Annotated in this window: 15 protein-coding genes; 5 read left to right on the top strand and 10 right to left on the bottom strand. The window is 73.0% G+C overall.

The genetic code is table 11. The features are described from left to right. The first annotated feature begins 369 nt into the window (after nt 1–369). Complete coding sequence (locus ACQP1N_RS10215; RefSeq protein ID WP_067793762.1) at nt 370–1,458, top strand: PQQ-dependent sugar dehydrogenase; 1,089 nt, start codon at nt 370–372, stop codon at nt 1,456–1,458. 54 nt (nt 1,459–1,512) lie between these two features. Here ACQP1N_RS10215 and gatB read toward each other — a convergent pair whose 3' ends face one another. From gatB to gatC, 3 genes are read right to left on the bottom strand one after another with little or no spacing between them, the layout of a single operon-like run. After that, on the bottom strand, nt 1,513–2,997 hold the full coding sequence (gene gatB / locus ACQP1N_RS10210) for an Asp-tRNA(Asn)/Glu-tRNA(Gln) amidotransferase subunit GatB (RefSeq protein ID WP_067793779.1): 1,485 nt from the start codon (nt 2,995–2,997) through the stop codon (nt 1,513–1,515). 14 nt (nt 2,998–3,011) lie between these two features. Further along, nucleotides 3,012–4,508: an Asp-tRNA(Asn)/Glu-tRNA(Gln) amidotransferase subunit GatA gene (gatA, locus tag ACQP1N_RS10205; protein WP_174548816.1), complete on the bottom strand. Its 1,497-nt coding sequence runs from the start codon at nt 4,506–4,508 to the stop codon at nt 3,012–3,014. Continuing rightward, nucleotides 4,508–4,807 (bottom strand): Asp-tRNA(Asn)/Glu-tRNA(Gln) amidotransferase subunit GatC, encoded by a 300-nt coding sequence (gene gatC, locus ACQP1N_RS10200; RefSeq protein ID WP_067793764.1) that lies wholly within the window; start codon nt 4,805–4,807, stop codon nt 4,508–4,510. Before gatC ends, gatA begins: the two co-directional genes overlap by 1 nt. Nucleotides 4,808–4,970: 163 nt before the next feature. Here gatC and ACQP1N_RS10195 point away from each other — a divergent pair, with 163 nt between their 5' ends. Further along, nucleotides 4,971–5,219 carry a DUF6458 family protein gene (locus ACQP1N_RS10195; protein ID WP_433230700.1) on the top strand — a complete coding sequence of 83 codons (249 nt, stop codon included), beginning with the start codon at nt 4,971–4,973 and terminating at the stop codon, nt 5,217–5,219. Nucleotides 5,220–5,222: 3 nt separating this feature from the next. Here ACQP1N_RS10195 and ACQP1N_RS10190 read toward each other — a convergent pair whose 3' ends face one another. From ACQP1N_RS10190 to mnmA, 5 genes are all read right to left on the bottom strand, one after another. Continuing rightward, entirely contained in the window at nt 5,223–5,564 is a 342-nt protein-coding gene (locus ACQP1N_RS10190; protein ID WP_433230697.1) for a hypothetical protein, read from the bottom strand. Between the two features lie 71 nt (nt 5,565–5,635). After that, entirely contained in the window at nt 5,636–7,762 is a 2,127-nt protein-coding gene (locus tag ACQP1N_RS10185) for a putative bifunctional diguanylate cyclase/phosphodiesterase (protein ID WP_067793767.1), read from the bottom strand. A 256-nt stretch (nt 7,763–8,018) separates the two neighbouring features. Beyond that, on the bottom strand, nt 8,019–10,187 hold the full coding sequence (gene ligA / locus ACQP1N_RS10180) for an NAD-dependent DNA ligase LigA (RefSeq protein ID WP_433230694.1): 2,169 nt from the start codon (nt 10,185–10,187) through the stop codon (nt 8,019–8,021). A 40-nt stretch (nt 10,188–10,227) separates the two neighbouring features. Beyond that, nucleotides 10,228–11,283, bottom strand: coding sequence for a methionine synthase (locus ACQP1N_RS10175; RefSeq protein WP_433230692.1), 1,056 nt, complete (start codon nt 11,281–11,283; stop codon nt 10,228–10,230). A 128-nt stretch (nt 11,284–11,411) separates the two neighbouring features. Next, entirely contained in the window at nt 11,412–12,488 is a 1,077-nt protein-coding gene (mnmA, locus tag ACQP1N_RS10170; protein WP_084262451.1) for a tRNA 2-thiouridine(34) synthase MnmA, read from the bottom strand. A 67-nt stretch (nt 12,489–12,555) separates the two neighbouring features. On the opposite strand from mnmA, the gene ACQP1N_RS10165 reads away from it, so the two are divergent. Next, the gene (locus ACQP1N_RS10165) at nt 12,556–13,638 is read left to right on the top strand and encodes a DUF695 domain-containing protein (protein WP_433230690.1); all 1,083 of its coding nucleotides are present in this window, start codon (nt 12,556–12,558) and stop codon (nt 13,636–13,638) included. Here the strand turns inward: ACQP1N_RS10165 and ACQP1N_RS10160 are convergent. Then, nucleotides 13,635–14,477 (bottom strand): DUF1206 domain-containing protein, encoded by an 843-nt coding sequence (locus tag ACQP1N_RS10160; RefSeq protein WP_433230687.1) that lies wholly within the window; start codon nt 14,475–14,477, stop codon nt 13,635–13,637. The two genes, ACQP1N_RS10165 and ACQP1N_RS10160, sit on opposite strands and share 4 nt — an antisense overlap. A 62-nt stretch (nt 14,478–14,539) precedes the next feature. Further along, the gene (locus ACQP1N_RS10155; protein WP_131732899.1) at nt 14,540–15,715 is read right to left on the bottom strand and encodes a cysteine desulfurase family protein; all 1,176 of its coding nucleotides are present in this window, start codon (nt 15,713–15,715) and stop codon (nt 14,540–14,542) included. Between the two features lie 133 nt (nt 15,716–15,848). Between ACQP1N_RS10155 and ACQP1N_RS10150 the strand changes: the two genes are divergently transcribed. Both ACQP1N_RS10150 and ACQP1N_RS10145 read left to right on the top strand, forming a co-directional pair. After that, on the top strand, nt 15,849–16,382 hold the full coding sequence (locus ACQP1N_RS10150; protein WP_067808036.1) for a TetR/AcrR family transcriptional regulator: 534 nt from the start codon (nt 15,849–15,851) through the stop codon (nt 16,380–16,382). A 201-nt stretch (nt 16,383–16,583) separates the two neighbouring features. Next, nucleotides 16,584–17,819, top strand: a complete 1,236-nt coding sequence (locus ACQP1N_RS10145) for an MFS transporter (RefSeq protein ID WP_067808042.1) — start codon at nt 16,584–16,586, stop codon at nt 17,817–17,819. Nucleotides 17,820–17,855 lie beyond the last annotated feature (36 nt).

The raw sequence follows: 17,855 nt of genomic DNA, 5'->3' as shown, positions 1-17,855 counted from the left end.
GGGGGAGCGGGTCCACGACCCTCGCCGCTCGTACAACGGCCGGAAGGTCATGAAACGTGCCCCGCGCATGGTCGGCGCGGGCCGGTGGCGGGCGCGCCGGCGTGCCTGGGGGAGCTGTGCCTGCCGGAGCCGCCTGCCGGAGATCAGCGACGTTGCTGCACTACGGGATCACCGTGTCGCTCACTGTACGTTCGGTAGGTCACGGAGCGATTGAGGCTGAGCGTCCTCCCGGCGACAAACGACCTCGTCGCCGCCCCGTTCGGGATGTCCAGGGGCCGTCCGTCACCGAATCGGCGATGTGCCCGGCATGACGTTCGGTGACGGGGAACGACCTGTCCGCCGGATCCGTACTCACTGCGGGAGGCGTCCATGCGACTGCGCACAATCGTCCTGATCTCGTCCGCGGTGCTCCTCGCGGGCTGCTCGTCCTCATCGTCCGGCGGGGGCGGCACCGCGCACACGCCGCCGCCGCTGCCGTCGAGCGCCCCGGCCGGCGCCCGGCCGGGCACCCCGCGCACGATCACAACGAGGCTGGAGGTCCCGTGGGGGGCGGCGTTCCTGCCGGGAGGCGACGCCCTGGTGACCGAACGCGACTCGGCCCGGCTCGTGCGGGTCACCCCGTCCGGGCGGAAGACGGTCGCCGGGACGGTGCCCGGCGTGAAGCCCGAGGGCGAGGGCGGGCTCCTGGGCGTGGCGGTGTCCCCGTCGTATCCGACCGACCGTTCGATCTACCTGTACTGCACGACCGCGTCCGACAACCGTGTCGTCCGCGCCACCTACGACGGACGGCTCGGCACGCCGGAGCCGATCGTCACCGGCATCCCGAAGGGCGCCGTCCACAACGGCGGGCGCCTCGCGTTCGGGCCCGACAGGATGCTCTACATCACCACGGGCGAGACCGGTGAGGGCGGCGTGGCCCAGGACAAGAACTCCCTCGGCGGCAAGATCCTCCGCGTCACCCCGGACGGGAGGCCGGCGCCCGGCAACCCGTTCGGCACCCGCGTCTGGACGTACGGGCACCGCAACGTCCAGGGCCTCGCCTGGGACGACGAGGGCCGCCTCTACGCCACCGAGTTCGGGCAGAACCGCTTCGACGAGATCAACCTGATCGAGAAGGGCCACAACTACGGCTGGCCCGAGGTCGAGGGCTTCGGGCACCGCAAGGGGTTCACCGATCCGCTGCTGACCTGGACGACCGACGAGGCGTCTCCGTCCGGCCTCGCCTACGCCGGCGGGTCCCTGTGGGCGGCCGCGCTGCGCGGGCGGCGCCTCTGGCAGGTCCCCCTCGACCACGGCAAGGCGGGCCGTCCCGTCCCGCACTTCGAGAACGGCTACGGCCGGCTGCGCGCCGTCGTCCGGGCGCCGGACGGCTCGCTCTGGGTCACCACCAGCAACCGCGACGGCCGCGGTGAGCCCGTGCCCGCCGACGACCGCATCCTCGGCGTCCCGCTCGGCTGACCGCCGTCCCGCGGCGCGGCCACGGGCCGGCGGTCGCGGGACGGCGGCACGCGGTCAGGACGCGCCGAGCTTCTCCAGGATCAGCTCGCGGGCGCGGCCTGCGTCGGCCTGCCCGCGGGTGGCCTTCATCACGGCGCCGACGAGGGCGCCGGCGGCGGCGACCTTCCCGGCCCGGATCTTGTCGGCCACGTCCGCGTTGCCGGCGATCACCTGGTCGATCACGGACGCCAGCTCGCCCTCGTCGCTCACGACCTTCAGGCCGCGCGCGGCGACGACCTCGTCCGGCGTGCCCTCCCCCGCGAGGACGCCCTCGAACACCTTGCGGGCCAGCTTGTCGTTCAGCTCCCCGGCGGTGATCATCGCCTGCACGCGGGCGACCTGCGCGGGCGTGATCGGCAGGTCCGCCAGTTCGACGCCCTGCTCGGTCGCGCGCCGCGACAGCTCGTTCATCCACCACTTGCGGGCCGCCGCGGCGTCCGCGCCCTGCGCGACCGTCGCCTCGATGAGGTCGACGGCACCGGCGTTGACGACGTCCCGCAGTTCCAGATCGGACAGGTTCCATTCCCGCTGGATGCGGCGGCGGCGCGCGGCCGGAAGCTCGGGCAGCGACGCGCGCAGTTCCTCGACCCACTCCCTCGACGGCGCCATCGGCACCAGGTCGGGCTCGGGGAAGTACCGGTAGTCCTGCGCCTCCTCCTTGCTGCGCCCGCTGGTGGTGCGGCCGGTGTCCTCGTGGAAGTGGCGGGTCTCCTGGATCACGCGCCCGCCGGAGTCCAGCACGCCCGCCTGCCGCTCGATCTCCGACCGGACGGCCCGCTCCACCGACCGCAACGAGTTGACGTTCTTCGTCTCCGTCCGGGTGCCCCACTCCTGCGCGCCGCGCGGCATGAGCGACACGTTCACGTCGCAGCGCATCGAGCCCTGCTCCATGCGGACGTCCGACACACCGAGCGAACGGACGAGTTCCCGCAGCTCCGTGGCGTAGGCCCGGGCCACGAGCGGCGCCCTGTCACCGGTCGCCGCGATCGGCTTGGTGACGATCTCCACCAGCGGAATGCCGGCCCGGTTGTAGTCGACGAGCGAGTACTCGGCGCCGTGGATGCGTCCGGTCGCGCCGCCGACGTGCAGCGACTTGCCGGTGTCCTCCTCCATGTGGACGCGCTCGATCTCGATGCGGTACGTCTCGCCGTCGACCTCGACGTCCAGGTGACCGTCCACGCAGAGCGGCTCGTCGTACTGCGAGATCTGGAAGTTCTTCGGCATGTCCGGATAGAAGTAATTCTTCCGGGCGAACCTGCACCACTCCACGATCTCGCAGTTCAGCGCGAGGCCGATCTTGATGATGCCCTCGATCGCCGCGTGGTTGGTCACCGGCAGCGCCCCCGGCAGCCCCAGGCAGACCGGGCACACCTGCGTGTTCGGCTCCGCCCCGAACGTCGTCGGGCAGCCGCAGAACATCTTGGACGCGGTGTCCAGCTCGATGTGCGTCTCGACCCCGAGGACCGGCTCGAACTTCGCCAGCGCCTCGTCGTAGTTCATCAGCGTCGGGGTGGTCACTTCGCCTCCACCAGTTCCGGGGCCTTGGCCAGCAGGGGGCCGCCCCAGCGGTCTTCGAGGGCCCGCTCGACGGCGGCGCCGACGCGGTAGACGCGGTCGTCGCCGAGGACCGGAGCCATGATCTGCAGGCCGACCGGCAGGCCGTCCGACAGTCCGCACGGCACCGAGATCGCGGCGTTGCCGGTGAGGTTCGCCGGGATCGTGCACAGGTCGGCCAGATACATCGCGATCGGGTCGTCGGCACGCTCGCCGACCGGGAACGCGGTGGTCGGCGTGGTCGGCGAGACCAGCACGTCCACCTGCTCGAACGCGGCCTCGAAGTCGCGCTTGATCAGTGTCCGCACCTGCTGCGCCTTGCCGTAGTAGGCGTCGTAGTAGCCGGACGACAGCGCGTAGGTGCCGAGCATGATGCGCCGCTTGACCTCGGGCCCGAAGCCCTCGGCGCGGGTGAGCGCCATGACCTCCTCGGCACTGCGGGCGCCGTCGTCGCCGACGCGCAGGCCGTACCGCATCGCGTCGAAGCGGGCCAGGTTGGACGAGCACTCCGACGGCGCGATCAGGTAGTAGGCCGGCAGCGCGTAGGTGAAGTGCGGGCAGGACACCTCGACGACCTTCGCGCCGAGGGCCTCCAGCAGCTCGACCGCCTCGGCGAACCGGGCGGACACGCCGGGCTCGTAGCCGTCGCCGGCGAACTCCTTCACCACGCCGATCCGCAGCCCGTCGACGTCGGCGTGCCGCGCGGCCTCCACGACCGGCGGGACGGCCTCGTCCACGGACGTGGAGTCCATCGGGTCGTGGCCGCTGAACGCCGCGTGCAGCAGCGCCGCGTCCAGCACGTTGCGGGCGAACGGGCCCGGCGTGTCGAGCGACGAGGCGAACGCGATGATGCCGTAGCGGGACGAGCCGCCGTAGGTCGGCTTCATCCCGACGATGCCGGTGACGGCGGCGGGCTGCCGGATGGAGCCGCCCGTGTCGGTGCCCGTCGACAGCGGCGCCTCATAGGCGGCGACGGCCGCCGACGACCCGCCGGACGAGCCGCCCGGGATGCGCTCCAGGTCCCACGGGTTGCGCGAGGTGCCGTAGGCGCTGTTCTCCGTGGACGAGCCCATCGCGAACTCGTCCATGTTCGTCTTGCCGAGGATCACCAGCCCGGCCTGCCGCAGCCGCGCCGTCACGGTCGCGTCGTACGGCGGCCGCCAGCCCTCAAGAATCCTGGACCCGGCGGTCGTGGGCATGTCCACGGTGGTGAACACGTCCTTGTGCGCGATGGGGACCCCGGCCAGCGGGCCGAGCTCCTCCCCCGCCGCGCGCCGCTCGTCCACCTTCCGCGCCTGCGCCAGCGTCGTCTCGCGGTCGACGTGCAGGAACGCGTTCACCTGCCCGTCCACGGCCGCGATGCGGTCCAGATGCGCCTCGGCCACCTCGACGGCCGACACCTCGCCGGCGGCCAGCAGCTCGCCGAGCTCCGCGGCGCCCTTCCTGAACAGCTCCATCAGGCCTCCTCATCCAGGATCCGGGGGACGCGGAAGCGCTGCTCCTCGGCGGCCGGCGCGGCGGCGAGGGCCTGCTCGGGCGTGAGGCACTGCCGCACCTCGTCCGCCCGGTAGACATTGGTCAGCGGCAGCGCGTGCGAGGTGGGCGGGATGTCCTGCGCGGCGACCTCCTGCACCCGCGCGACGGCGGAGATGATCTGGTCGAGCTGGGCGGCGAGATGGTCGAGCTCATCGTCGCCGAGCGCCAGCCGGGACAGCCGGGCGAGGTGCGACACCTCGTCACGGGTGATGGCGGACATGATCGAAACCGTTCCTGCGATGAAGTGGGTTCACCGGCCATCCTATGGGCCGGGCCCTCGCCGCCCGACCGGTTTACGCAGGCATGATCTCCGCACGCCGTTTCATCTCCGCATACGGGGAACGCTTGTCTCGTCCACCCCGGGACGACGAGAGGAGACCGCCGTGACCATCGGCGGCAGCGTTGCGCTGATCATCATCGGCGCGATCCTGGCCTACGCGGTCAACTACGAGTTCAGCGGCATCGACATCCGGCTGGTCGGCGTGATCTTGATGATCGGCGGCCTGATCGGCCTCGTCATCGGCATCGTCCGTATCGTGTCCGCGCGCCGTTCGGTCGGGCGCCGTCCGGCGCCCGTGGTCCGCGAGGAGTACTACGAGGACGGCTACGAGGCCCGCCGGCGCGGGTACTGATCCTCACTGCGGCGGGGGCGGCTGCTGCGGCGCGTACTGCTGCGGCACCGCCCCCGGCTGCGGCATGGCGCCCGGTTGCGGATACGGCTGCGCATACGGCGGGACGGCGCCCTGCTGCTGATGGGGGAAGGTCACCGACGTCGGCGGGGTCGGCTTCATTCCGGCAAGGGCGGCGGCCCCCATCACCGCGCACGAGACCATGCCAAAGCCGCCCGCCAGCACCCCGGGCAGATCCCCGCCCTTCTCGTATTCGTCCGGCGACGCGGACTCGATCATCCCGAAGAACATGAACCCCATGCCCAGCAGGGCCAGGGCGAGGATCACTCCACGCGCGGCATTGTTCATGGCCCGTGATCGTAGCGCCCCGCCCGACACCCCGTGAGAGCGTCTGTCAAATCCCCCGGCCCCCGGGCGGGTCAGGCGCCGCCGGGGGCCTGGGCGGCGGGCCGGGCGAACGAGCGGGCGTGCCGGCGGAGCCAGTCGGTGGCGGTCTCGGCGTCCATGGGGCGGCCGAAGTGCCAGCCCTGCGCGGCGTCGCAGCCCATGTCGCGGAGGGCTTCGGCGGTGGCGGGATCTTCGACGCCCTCGGCCACCGAGCGAAGACCCAGGGTGCGGACGAGGTCGACGATGGAGCGGACGATGACGGCGTCGTCCGGGGAGTCGGCGAGGCGCTGGACGAAGGAGGAATCGATCTTGATCTCCTCGACCGGGAGGCGCTTGAGCCGGACGAGGGAGGAGTAGCCGGTGCCGAAGTCGTCCAGGCTGAGCGGGATGCCGAGGTCGGCGAGGGCGGCGACGGTGTCGGAGGCGTAGGCGGGCTCGTTCATCAGGATGCGCTCGGTGATCTCCAGCTGGAGCGCGGCGGCGGGCAGGCCGCGGGCGAGCAGGCCCTCCTCGATGGTCTCGGTGAGGCCGGTGTCGAGCAGGTCGCGGCCGGAGGCGTTGACGGCGACCTGGACGGCGAGGTCCTCGCGCCACCAGGCGGCGGTCTGCGCGAGCGCGGCCGTGACGACATGGTGGGTGATCGAGCGCATCAGGTACGTCTGCTCGGCGATCGGCAGGAACGCCTCGGGTTCGAGAACGCCCTGGTCGGGGTGGCGCCAGCGCAGCAGGGCCTCCATGCCGACGAGGTGGCCGTCCCGCAGTGAGATCTTCGGCTGGTAGAACAGCTCCAGCTCGGAGCGGTCGATGGCGCGGCGCAGGTCGCCGAGCATGCCGAGCCGGGCCGGGGAGTTGCGGTCCTTGTCGGAGGAGTAGATCTCGACGCCGCTGCGGGCCTCCTTGGCGTTGTACATGGCGACGTCGGCGCGCTGCAGGAGCAGTTCGAAGTCGGGCGCGTGGTCGGGGAACAGCGCGATGCCGACACTGCCCTCCAGGTCGAACGACATGCCGTCCAGCCGGACGGGTTCGCTGAGCGCGGCGCGCAGCCGGGCGGCGACCTCGCGGGCGGCGGCCTCGTCCCGGACGGACGGCAGCAGCACCGCGAACTCGTCGCCGCCGAGCCGCGCCACGAGGTCGCCGGGGCGGACGCTGTGGGTGAGCCGGTGCGCGACGAGCTGCAGCAGCCGGTCGCCGGTGGGGTGCCCGAGGGTGTCGTTGACCTCCTTGAAGCGGTCGAGGTCGAGCAGGAACAGCCCGGCGCGGTGGTTCGGCGGGGCGGCCGGCCTGCGGCGGCGGGACCCGAGCCCGGCGGTGCGGGGACGGCGCCGGTCGGCGCCGCGCGCCTCGGCCAGCGCCTCCTCGGTGCGGACGATCAGCAGCTTGCGGTTGGGCAGCCCGGTCAGCCCGTCGTGCAGGGCCTGGTGCTCGCGCCGCACCGACACCGAGGCGTTCATGTAGACGGCGATGAACGGCAGGAGGATGAGGGGCACGAAGAGGGCGGAGCGATCCATCGCCACCACCATCAGCGGGGCGAGACCGAGCAGCGCCAGGTGCACGAGGACCTGGTAGCCGAGGTCCAGGCGGAGCGCCTTGGCGAGGGAGACCCGCGAGTGCAGGGCGACGGCGGCGCCGACGAGGGTGTCGTTGCAGGCGAAGTAGACGGCGCCGGCGAGCGCGATCGCGGGCAGGTCGGAGCCGTGCGGCACCCACAGGTCGGACGGGGTGGCGAGGTTGCCGAACAGGGCGAGGACGAGCTGGGCGGCGGCGAGGCTGAGGGTGTACTGGGCGGCGTTGAAGGCGATCCGGTGCGGGGCCCGGCCGCTGAAGATCCCGCAGGTGATGACGGCGATGGCCTGGAGGGCCGCGGCGATCGGCAGCCCGGCGTACAGCAGCGCGGCGAACGAGAACGTGGTGGAGGTCGTGGCACCGTTGTTCTCTGTGGAGCCGGGCGTGATGATCGGGCGCAGCTCGCCGAAGATGATGAAGCAGCCGAGGATCCAGAACACCGGCGTGCTGACGAGGGCGTCCACGTCGGCGCCGCTCAGCCCGGAGAACGCGGCCCCGCCGGCGGCGACGCCGAGCAGGATGACCACGACGAAGTAGATCCACAACGGGGAGCCACGGCGCGGTGCCGTGTTCCGGGTGTTGTTCGGGTCCCTCATCACATCCTCGGGGGGTTCGGGGGGCCGTCCCCCGGCACCGGGCGTTCCCCGACCTCGGGGGACGCCCCCCGGGCGTTACGTCCGGAGATTCAGGTGTAGGTCGCGATGAGTGGGAGGGTACGGCCTCTGCTCAACTTCGCGAAACCGATTGCGCACGTTCCGTTATGCCGTATCACACTCACCACTCACCCTAGGGTAGTTGAAGTGTACCCCTGAGTAACGCGATACTGGTGAAACCGCCCAGGAACACGCGGTGTCATGCGTCGACGCGCAAAGTCACGTCTTTGGCCGCATCCGGCCCCTCGGCGAGCAGCACCCGGAAGCCGTCCTCCGCCAGGAGCGGTACGCCCAGCTTGACGGCTTTGTCATATTTCGACCCGGGATTGTCGCCCGCGACCACGAAGCCGGTCTTCTTCGACACCGAACCGGACACCTTGCCCCCGAGCCGCTGCACCGCCTCGGTCGCCGAGTCCCGGCTGTAGCCCTCCAGCGAGCCGGTGATCACCACGGTGACGCCCTCCAGCGGGCGCGGGCCCGCCGCGCCCTCGTCCTCCATCCGGACGCCGGCGGCCCGCCACTTCTCGACGATCTCCCGGTGCCAGCCGACCGCGAACCACCTCTTGATCGACGCCGCGATCGTCGGGCCGACGCCGTCGACCGCCGCGAGCTCCTCCTCCGTCGCGTTCGCGATCGCGTCCATCGAGCGCATCTCGCGGGCGAGGTCGCGCGCGGCCGACGGCCCCACATGCCGGATCGACAGCGCCACCAGCACCCGCCACAGGGGCTGCCGCTTGGCCTTCTCCAGCTCCTGGAAGAGGATCTCGACGGTCTTCTTGGGCTCGCCCTCCTTGTTCGCGAAGAACGACACCACCTTGGGCTCGCCGGTCTTCGGATCGGTCTTGGACGTCCCCGTCTTCGGGTCGAGCACCAGGCTCCTGATGGGCAGAAGCTGCTCGACGGTCAGGTGGAACAGGTCTCCCTCGTTCTTCACCGGCGGATCGGCCGGCTCCAGCGGCTGCGTGAGCGCGGTCGCCCCGACGTAGCCGAGCGCCTCGATGTCGAGCGCGTTGCGGCTCGCCACGAAGTACACCCGCTCGCGGAGCTGACCGGGGCAGTACCGGGCGTTCGGGCAGCGGATGTCGGCGTCGCCCTCCTTCTCGTACGCCAGCTCCGTCCCGCACTCGGGGCAGTGCGAGGGCATCTCGAACTCGCGCTCCGAGCCGTCCCGCAGCCCGGTCACCGGCGCGACGATCTCGGGGATCACGTCGCCGGCCTTGCGCAGCACGACGGTGTCGCCGATCAGCACGCCCTTGCGCTTGACCTCGCCCGCGTTGTGCAGCGTGGCGCGGTCGACGGTCGATCCGGCGACCTTCACCGGCTCCATCACGCCGTACGGGGTGATGCGCCCGGTCCGTCCCACACCGACCTTGATGTCGAGGAGCCTGGTGTTGACCTCTTCCGGCGGGTACTTCCACGCGATCGCCCAGCGCGGCGCCCGGCTCGTCGACCCGAGCCGCCGCTGCAGCGCGAACTGGTCGACCTTGACGACGACGCCGTCGATCTCGTACGCGGGGCCGTGCCGGTTCTCGCCGTACCCGGCGATGTACTCGCGGACGGCGTCGAGCCCGCCGACGACCTTGTACCGGTCGCTGACCGGCAGTCCCCAGCCGCGCATCAGCTCGTACGCCCCGGACTGGCTCTGCGGCTGCGTCCCGCCCCGCCAGGCGCCGAACCCGTGGACGAGCATGCCGAGCGGTCGCTGCGCGGTGACCCGCGGGTCCTTCTGCCGCAGCGACCCCGCCGCCGCGTTGCGCGGGTTGGCGAACGGTTCCCTGCCCGCCTCGACCTGCGCCGCGTTGACCTGCTCGAACCCCGTGACCGGGAGGAAGACCTCGCCGCGGACCTCCAGCACGTCCGGCCAGCCCGCGCCGGACAGGCGGTCGGGGATGTCGGCGATGGTGCGGATGTTGTTGGTGACGTCCTCGCCGGTGCGCCCGTCGCCGCGGGTCACCCCGCGGGTCAGCCGCCCGTTCTCGTAGGTGAGCGCGATCGCCAGCCCGTCGATCTTCGGCTCGCACAGGTAGCCGGCGACCTCGCCGACCTCCTTGACGACCCGCTCGTCCCACGCGAGCAGCTCGTCGGCGTTCATCGCGTTGTCGAGGCTCTGCATCCGCTCCAGGTGCCGGACGGTCGCGAAGTCGGTGATGATCGGCGCGCCGACCTTCTGCGTCGGCGAGTCCGGCGTGACCAGCTCCGGATACCGCTCCTCCAGCGCGCGGATCTCCCGCATCCGCCGGTCGTACTCCGCGTCCGAGAGCGTCGGCCGGTCGAGGACGTAGTACCGGTAGTTGGCCTCTTCGAGCTCCTCGCTCAGCCGAAGATGCCGCTGCCGCGCCTCTGCGGGAACCCCGTCGCTCATGGTCATGCCCCTATTGTCGCCGTCGGGTCCGACATTTCGCGGCGGCTCATTCGGCCGCTTCGTAAAGCATCCGGGCCGTGTCACGGCAGCGTTCGAGCACGTCGCGGACGTAGCGGGGCGACGCGCCCGCCATCCCGCAGGCGGGGGTGATCACGACCTGCCGGGCGAGCCGAGCGGGCGGGAAGCCGAGCCGCCGCCACAGCCCCCGCACCGGCTCGCCCGTCGCCCGCAGGGACGGCAGGACGGTGCCGGTGGCGGGCACCGCGCCGAGGAACAGGCCGGTCCCCGCGTCGATCGTCTCCCCCACCGCATCGTCGTCGCGCTCCGGCACCAGCCGCAGGTCGACCGAGATCGCCTTCGCGCCGGCGCGGCGCAGCAGCCCGTACGGGACGTTCCGGGCACAGCAGTGGACGAGCGGGTACGCGGCGTCGTCCGCGCAGACCGTCTCGATCACCGTGCGGAGCGTGTCCTCGGCGACGGGCTCCTCGATCGCGCGCAGCCGGTCGAACCCGCTGGCGGTCGGGACCGTCCCGGCGAGCGCGGCGGGCAGGCCCGGCTCGTCCAGCTGCAGCAGGATCCGCGCGGCGGGCAGCCGGCGGCGGACGTCCGCGACATGCCCGGCGACGCCCTCGGCGAGCGAGGCGGCCAGGTCGCGGACGGCGCCCGGGTCCTTCAGCGCCCGGTCGCCGCCGCGCAGCTCGATCGTGGCCGCCAGGGTCCACGGGCCGCACACCTGGATCTTGAACGGCCCGTCGTGGCCGCCCGCGACCTCCTCCAGGACGTCCAGGTCGCGGGCGAGGTGGTCGCGGGCGCGCTGCGTGTCGCGTCCCGGGCGGTCGGCGAACCGCCACCCGGACGGCTCCACCCGCACCGGCATGTCGATCAGCAGCCCGGCCGTCCGCCCGGTCAGGTCGGCGCCGGGACCGCGCGCGGGCAGCTCCGGCAGGTGCGGCAGCTCGGGCAGCTCACCGAGGACGATCCGCAGCGCCTCGGCCGGGTCGTTCCCCGGATACGATCCGACGCCGGTCGCCGTCCCCGCCCGCCAGGGATAACCCGGCTCTGTCGGGGGCCTGGAGCCCGGCCCCGGGAGGTCACTCGTCACACCGGAAACCCTAGCGGCGCGAAGATCGGACCGGCTCCGCGAGCCGGTCCGAGGCGCGGAGCGTGTCGCCTCCGGGCCCGGTCCGAAGGCCCCACGGCGCTCGGGCGTGCCGGGTCGGGCGTGCCGGGTCAGGCGTGGACGCGGGCCGTGGCGACGATCGTGGCCGACGCGAGGACGCGGTCGCCGGCGTACAGGACGGCGGCCTGGCCGGGGGCGACCCCGCGCGCCGGGGCGGCGAGGGCGATGCGCAGCTCGGCACCGATCTGCTCGGCCGTGCAGTCGTAGACCTCGCCGTGCGCGCGGAGCTGGACCTGGCAGCCGAACGGGCCGTCCGGGCGGTCGCTCAGCCACACCGGGCGCTCACCGCGGATCTCGCGGACCTCCAGTTCGTCGCGCGGCCCCACCGTCACCGTGTTCGTCACCGGGGAGATGTCCAGGACGTAGCGGGGGCGCCCGTCCGGCGCGGGGGTGCCGAGCCGCAGGCCCTTGCGCTGCCCGATCGTGTAGGCGTAGGCGCCGTCGTGCTCGCCGACCTCGGTGCCGTCGGTGTCGACGATCGGGCCGGGTGCCGTGCCGAGCCGCTCGGCTAGGAAGGCGCGCGTGTCGCCGTCCGCGATGAAGCAGATGTCGTGGCTGTCCGGCTTGTCGGCCACCTGGAGGCCGCGCCGCTCCGCCTCCCGCCGGATGTCGGCCTTGGTGGTGTCGCCGAGCGGGAACATCGCGTGCGCGAGCTGCCCGGGCGTGCAGACGGCCAGCACGTACGACTGGTCCTTGCCCGTGTCGACGCCGCGGCGCAGGACGCCGCCGTCCAGCCGCGCGTAGTGGCCGGTGCAGACCGCGTCGAAGCCGAGCGCCATCGCGCGGTCCAGCAGCGCCGCGAACTTGATCTTCTCGTTGCAGCGCAGGCACGGGTTCGGGGTGCGGCCCGCGGCGTACTCGCTGACGAAGTCCTCCACCACGTCTTTGTGGAACCGTTCGGCGAGATCCCACACGTAGAACGGGATGCCGATCACGTCGGCGGCGCGGCGCGCGTCCCGGGAGTCCTCCAGGGTGCAGCAGCCGCGGGCGCCCGTGCGGTAGGACTGCGGGTTGCTGGACAGGGCCATGTGGACGCCGGTGACGTCGTGCCCGGCCTCGGCGGCGCGGGCGGCGGCCACGGCGGAGTCGACGCCGCCCGACATGGCGGCGAGTACACGCAGAGTCATAGTCCTTCGAGCGTACGCGGCGTGGCCCGGTCCCCCGCCTGCATTTCCGCGTACGATTGGGGCCGCTATGGGAATCTTCCGCCGCCCGCGCGAGGCGTCCGCCGTCGTGCCGCCCGCCATCAGCGAGTTCTGGGAGTGGTGGGCGCAGGCCCGCCCGACGATCGAGGCGTCTCTCGCCGCCGTGCCCGAGCCCGACGCGGCCGGGGCCGCCGTGCCAGGCGAGGGACTGTCGGCGGAGACGATCGAGGAGCTGTCGCGCCGCGTCCACCGGATCCACTCCGGGCTGCAGTGGGAGATCGGCGGCGCCGACGACCGGACGCCGTCGCTGACCGTGACCGGCGGCGGCGACCCCGAGCTGCGCGGCCTGACCGAGCGCTGGCTGCGGGCCGCGCCGGCGGGCGCCGCGGCCGGCGGCTGGAGCTTCCACCCGGCACGGCAGGCCGACCCCGAGATGCTGTCCCAGGACCTCATCCTCGGCGACCACGAGTTCGACCTTGAGTACGTCCGGTTCGGCATGCGCGCCGACTCGGCCCGTGCCCGCGTGCACATCACCGCCTACCACCCCGACTTCCTGTTCGTCGCCGCGGAGCAGCAGCTCCAGGTGGCGCTGAACGTCCTGCACTGGGCGCTCGGCGAGGACGACGTGGCGCGCTGGATCGGCGAGGTCACGATCGCGACGGAGGCGCCGATCGACGCGCTGCCGCCGTCGATGCTGCCCGTGGTCGTCGAGCAGGTCGCCGAGCCGTTCGCCGAGCCCGCCTGGCTGACCGGCGAGGGCCGCACCCCGCGCGGGCACCCCGCCCGGCTCGGCGCCCGGTTCCCGCTGCACCGCCAGGACTACCCGCTCTGCGACCTGCACGTGGCGATCACCGTCCCGTACGCCAACAGCAACCCCGACCGGCTGCCGGTCGAGCCGTCGGCGGGCGCGCTGCGCGCCTTCGAGAAGAAGCTCACCAGGCTCGGCGCCCGCGCCGTCCTCGCCGTCCGCGAGACCGGCGACGGCATCCGTGTCTTCCACCTGTACGCCGACCCCGAATCGGGGGTCGTCTCCGAACTCGACCAGCTCGCCGCGGGCTGGCCGGAGGGCAAGGCCAAGGTCGCCTCGACCAGCGATCCCGGCTGGAAGGCCCTGGCCCCCTACCAGCCCTAGCGGGTGGCGTCGACTTTGCGGTAGCGGGCTTCGCAGAAGGAGTAGAGGCCGAACGTCAGCACGCCGAGGGCGACGGCCGCGAGGCCCCAGGCGCCGGCGGGGGTGCCGGCGAACTCGCGCAGGGTGCCGTCCAGACCGCGGGCCTTGTCCGGCTCGAAGCTGATGGCCGCGTAGCCGAGGAAGCCGCCGACGGCGAGGCCGACCAGGCCGCGGGCGCCGTTGCCGATGATGCCGAACGGCTGGACGAGGCGGCGCGCCGCCTCGCTCATCTCGGCGGTCTTCAACTCCTTCATGAAGCCGCGGCGGACGGCGCCGGCCATCACGACGACGCCCCAGATCACAAAGCCCGCGGCGATCGCGAGGACGAGCCAGCGGCCGCCCGGCTCGGCCATCAGCCGCGCGGTGAGGGTCTTGGACTGCTGGTCGCTCGACTTGCCCTGGTAGCCGAGCAGGAACGCCAGCGTCGCCCCGCAGCCGAACGTGTACACGACGCCGCGCGCCGCCGAGGACAGGCGCTTGGTCGGCTTGTCGCCGTCCGGTACCGGTCGTCCGTACAGGGCCTCGGCGCACTGCCAGAGGGCGAGCGCGGCGAAACCGGCCGCCATCAGCCCGAGGACGACCGGGCCGCCGGGCTTGTCCGCGACGGACTGCAGCGCGCCCTTCCGGTCGGCCTCCCGGCCGCCGTCGCCGAAGGCGACCTGCAGGGCGAGCCATCCGATGAGCAGGTAGAGGAGGCCGCGCGCGGCCAGTCCCACGCGGGACATGCGGTGGAACCAGGGATGCCCGGCGGCCTTGCGGCCCGCCTGCCGTACTGCGCCGCCTTCGACGTCGGTGGTCATCGTGCCGCCTTCCTTGAACGGCAACGCTGTCCCCGTTCAGGAAACGGTCAAACCCGGGGCGGTCAGCTGAGACCGGCGCGGCGGGCGCGTTCGACGACCGGGCCGATGGCGTCGGCGAGGGCCTTCACGTCGGCCTCCGTGGAGGTGTGGCCGAGGGTGAAGCGCAGCGAGCCGCGGGCGCGTTCGGGGCTCGCGTTCATCGCGAGCAGGACGTGGCTGGGCTGCGACACGCCCGCCGAGCACGCGGACCCGGTGGAGCACGCGATGCCGCGCGCGTCCAGCAGCATGAGCAGGGCGTCGCCCTCGCAGCCGGGAAAGGAGAAGTGCGCGTTGCCGGGGAGCCGGTCCAGCGGGTCGCCGTTGAGGATCGCGCCGGGCACGGCGGCGCACACCGCCCCGATCAGCTGGTCGCGCAGGTCGGCGAGGCGGCGCGTCTCGGCCTCGCGGCGGGCGACGGCGGTCTGGACGGCGGCGGCGAATCCGGCGATGGCGGGGGCGTCGAGCGTCCCGGACCGGACGTCGCGCTCCTGCCCGCCGCCGTGCAGCAGCGGCACCGGGTCGAGGAACACCGGCTCCTTGGGCTTGGCGAGCAGCAGCGCGCCCACGCCGATCGGGCCGCCGAGCTTGTGGCCGGTAATGGTCAGGGCCTGCGCGCCGCTCGCGGCGAACCCGACGGGCAACTGGCCGGCGGCCTGGACGGCGTCGGTGTGCAGCGGGACGCCGTGCTCGCGGGCGACGGCGGCGAGTTCCGCGACGGGCTGGACGGTCCCGACCTCGTTGTTGGCCCACATCACCGTGGTGAGCGCCACATCGTCGCCGGCCCCCAGCGCCTCGCGCAGGACCTCCGGGTGGACGCGGCCCACCTCGTCCACCGGCAGCCAGTCGACGCGGGCGCCCTCATGGTCGGCGAGCCACTGCACCGCGTCCATGACGGCGTGGTGCTCGACGGCGCCGGCCAGCACGCGGGTGCGGGCCGGGTCGGCGGCGCGGCGCGCCCAGTAGATGCCCTTGATCGCGAGGTTGTCGGCCTCGGTGCCGCCGGAGGTGAACACGACCTCGCTCGGGCGGGCGTCGAACGCCTCGGCGATGATCTCCCGGGACTCCTCGACGACGCGGCGGGCGCGCCGTCCCACCGCGTGCAGGGAGGACGGGTTCCCCAGCTCGCGTAGTTCCGCCGTCATCGCCTCGATGGCCTCGGGCAGCATCGGGGTCGTCGCCGCATGGTCGAGGTAGGTCACCACGCGGTCAACAGTATCCGCGCCCGGCGTGTTCCCCCGCCGGTGCCCGTGCGGTTGCGCGAGGAGGCGGGAATACCCTTTCGGGTCCCCCGGTTCACCGTGTATACCGTCCAGCCGGTACAGTGGAGGGATCATGAAGAAGGAAGCCCTCCTGGACGCCGCCGAGACCATCCTCTCCGAGCAGGGGACGCAGGCGCTGACGCTCACCGCGGTCGCGGACCGCGCCGGCGTCAGCAAGGGAGGGCTGCTCTACCACTTCCCCACCAAGGAGGCGCTCGTCCGGGCGATGGTGGCGCGGGTCATCGAGGAGTTCGACGACCTGATCGCCTCCTACATCGACTCCTACGGGGACGGCGCGCCGGGCGCCTACACCCGCGCCTACGTCGAGGCCACGTTCGAGATCCTCACCGGGGAGGCCCGCGCCTACCGGCGATGGTCGGCGATCACGGCCGCCGCGGCGGATCCGGAGCAGGCCGCGCCGCTGAACGAGGCGATGCGCCGCTGGCACGGCCGCGACTCCGCGGACGATCCCGACCCGGGCATCGCCATGATCGTCCGGCTGGCGGCCGAGGGCCTCTGGGAAGTGGTCAGCCACGATCCGGGGCTGTACGACGCGCAGCAGCTCGACGCGCTGAAACGGCGGCTCCTGGGCCTGCTGGAGCGATGACCCCGGGGCGCCCCGCGCGCCCTCACCGAACCACCCGAGCGCTCCGGTCCCGATGACCTGGAGCGCCTGATCCCGTGGGGGACGGCCCCCGCACCACCTGCCCGCACCACCTGCCCGCACCACTGGGCCGCACCGCGGTCCCGCGAGACGTCCGGCACACCGATCGGGGTGTGCCCCGCCGAGTCGAGAAAGAGGTGAACCATGCTGCCGCGTGCGCGTTCCGGAACGTTCCTGACCTTCGCGCTGGCCGGCCTGCTGACCGGAGTGTGGGTGGCGCGCATGCCCGCGCTGGCCGGCAAGTTCGGGACCACCGAGGGCGAGATCGGCATCGTCGTCCTCGTCTGGGGGCTCGGCGCGATCGTGGCCATGCAGGCACTGCGCGGGCTGATGGCGCGCGCGGGCAGCCGGACCGTGCTGCGGGTGGCGCTGCCGCTGACCGCGCTGTCCTACGCGGCGGTCGCGCTCGCCCCCGCCTACGGGGTGCTGCTGGTCGCGGTCGCACTGTTCGGCATGACGTTCGGGATCACCGACATCGCGATGAACGCGCAGGGCAGCGTCGTCGAGCAGGCGTACCGCCGGCCCATCATGAGCGGCATGCACGCCGGCTGGTGCGTCGGCGCGATGAGCGGCGGCCTGTTCGGCGTCGCCACGGCCGCCGCCGGGTTCGGGTTCACCGAGACCGTGCTGGCCACCGCGCTGCTGTCGCTGCCCGCCGGTCTCGCGCTCGGCCGCACCTATCTGCCCGACCCGGCGGCCCCGGCCGCGTCCGGAACTGGACGCGGGGCGCGCCGCATGCCCGCCGCCGTCTACCTGATCGGCGTCCTCGCGTTCATCGCGTTCATGACCGAGGGCTCGATCGCCGACTGGAGCGGGCTGCTCCTGCACGAGGAGCTGGGCGCCACCGAGGCCGTCGCCGCCGCCGGCTACCCGGTGTTCGAACTGGCGATGCTGCTCGGCCGGCTCGTCGGCGACCGGGTCCGGATGCGGGTCGGCACCCGCCGCCTGATGGTCGGCGCGGGCCTCGGCACCGCGGCCGGCATGACCGTCGTCGTGCTGGCGCCGACGCCGTCGGTGGCGATCGCCGGGTTCTTCGTCACCGGGCTGGTCGTCTGCACGGTCGTCCCGACGACGATCTCGCTGGCCGGGACCGCCGCGCCGGACCGTCCCGCCGCGGCCGTCGCCCAGGTCGGCGCGATGGGCTACGGCGGCCTGCTGCTCGGCCCGGTCGTGGTCGGATTCCTGGCGGACGCCACCTCGCTGCGCGTGGGCGTGGGCACGGTCGTGGTCCTGGCGCTGCTGATCGCGGCCGGGGCCCGCTTCGTCCCGCTCCGCACGGCCACCGGCGTCACCGTCCCAGCACCGGCCGAAGCGGCACCGGAGACCGCGGGCCCGGCCGGCGCCTCCGGCGACACCCGCTCCGAACCCGTCGCCGCCTGACGCCGCGGTCCGGTATAACCCCATCGGGATCTTTGC

The sequence above is a fragment of the Actinomadura formosensis genome (genome assembly GCF_050948385.1).
Taxonomy (GTDB): domain Bacteria; phylum Actinomycetota; class Actinomycetes; order Streptosporangiales; family Streptosporangiaceae; genus Spirillospora; species Spirillospora formosensis.
This window is presented reverse-complemented; position numbering and strand designations above follow the sequence as displayed.

Excerpts from the sequence above, each read along its gene's own strand:
- ACQP1N_RS10215 (WP_067793762.1), top strand. The coding sequence starts at position 370 with ATGCGACTGCGCACAATCGTCCTGATCTCGTCCGCGGTGCTCCTCGCG.
- gatB (WP_067793779.1), bottom strand. The coding sequence starts at position 2,997 with ATGAACTACGACGAGGCGCTGGCGAAGTTCGAGCCGGTCCTCGGGGTC.
- gatA (WP_174548816.1), bottom strand. The coding sequence starts at position 4,508 with ATGGAGCTGTTCAGGAAGGGCGCCGCGGAGCTCGGCGAGCTGCTGGCC.
- gatC (WP_067793764.1), bottom strand. The coding sequence starts at position 4,807 with ATGTCCGCCATCACCCGTGACGAGGTGTCGCACCTCGCCCGGCTGTCC.
- ACQP1N_RS10190 (WP_433230697.1), bottom strand. The coding sequence starts at position 5,564 with ATGAACAATGCCGCGCGTGGAGTGATCCTCGCCCTGGCCCTGCTGGGC.
- ACQP1N_RS10185 (WP_067793767.1), bottom strand. The coding sequence starts at position 7,762 with ATGAGGGACCCGAACAACACCCGGAACACGGCACCGCGCCGTGGCTCC.
- ligA (WP_433230694.1), bottom strand. The coding sequence starts at position 10,187 with ATGACCATGAGCGACGGGGTTCCCGCAGAGGCGCGGCAGCGGCATCTT.
- mnmA (WP_084262451.1), bottom strand. The coding sequence starts at position 12,488 with ATGACTCTGCGTGTACTCGCCGCCATGTCGGGCGGCGTCGACTCCGCC.
- ACQP1N_RS10165 (WP_433230690.1), top strand. The coding sequence starts at position 12,556 with ATGGGAATCTTCCGCCGCCCGCGCGAGGCGTCCGCCGTCGTGCCGCCC.
- ACQP1N_RS10160 (WP_433230687.1), bottom strand. The coding sequence starts at position 14,477 with ATGACCACCGACGTCGAAGGCGGCGCAGTACGGCAGGCGGGCCGCAAG.
- ACQP1N_RS10150 (WP_067808036.1), top strand. The coding sequence starts at position 15,849 with ATGAAGAAGGAAGCCCTCCTGGACGCCGCCGAGACCATCCTCTCCGAG.
- ACQP1N_RS10145 (WP_067808042.1), top strand. The coding sequence starts at position 16,584 with ATGCTGCCGCGTGCGCGTTCCGGAACGTTCCTGACCTTCGCGCTGGCC.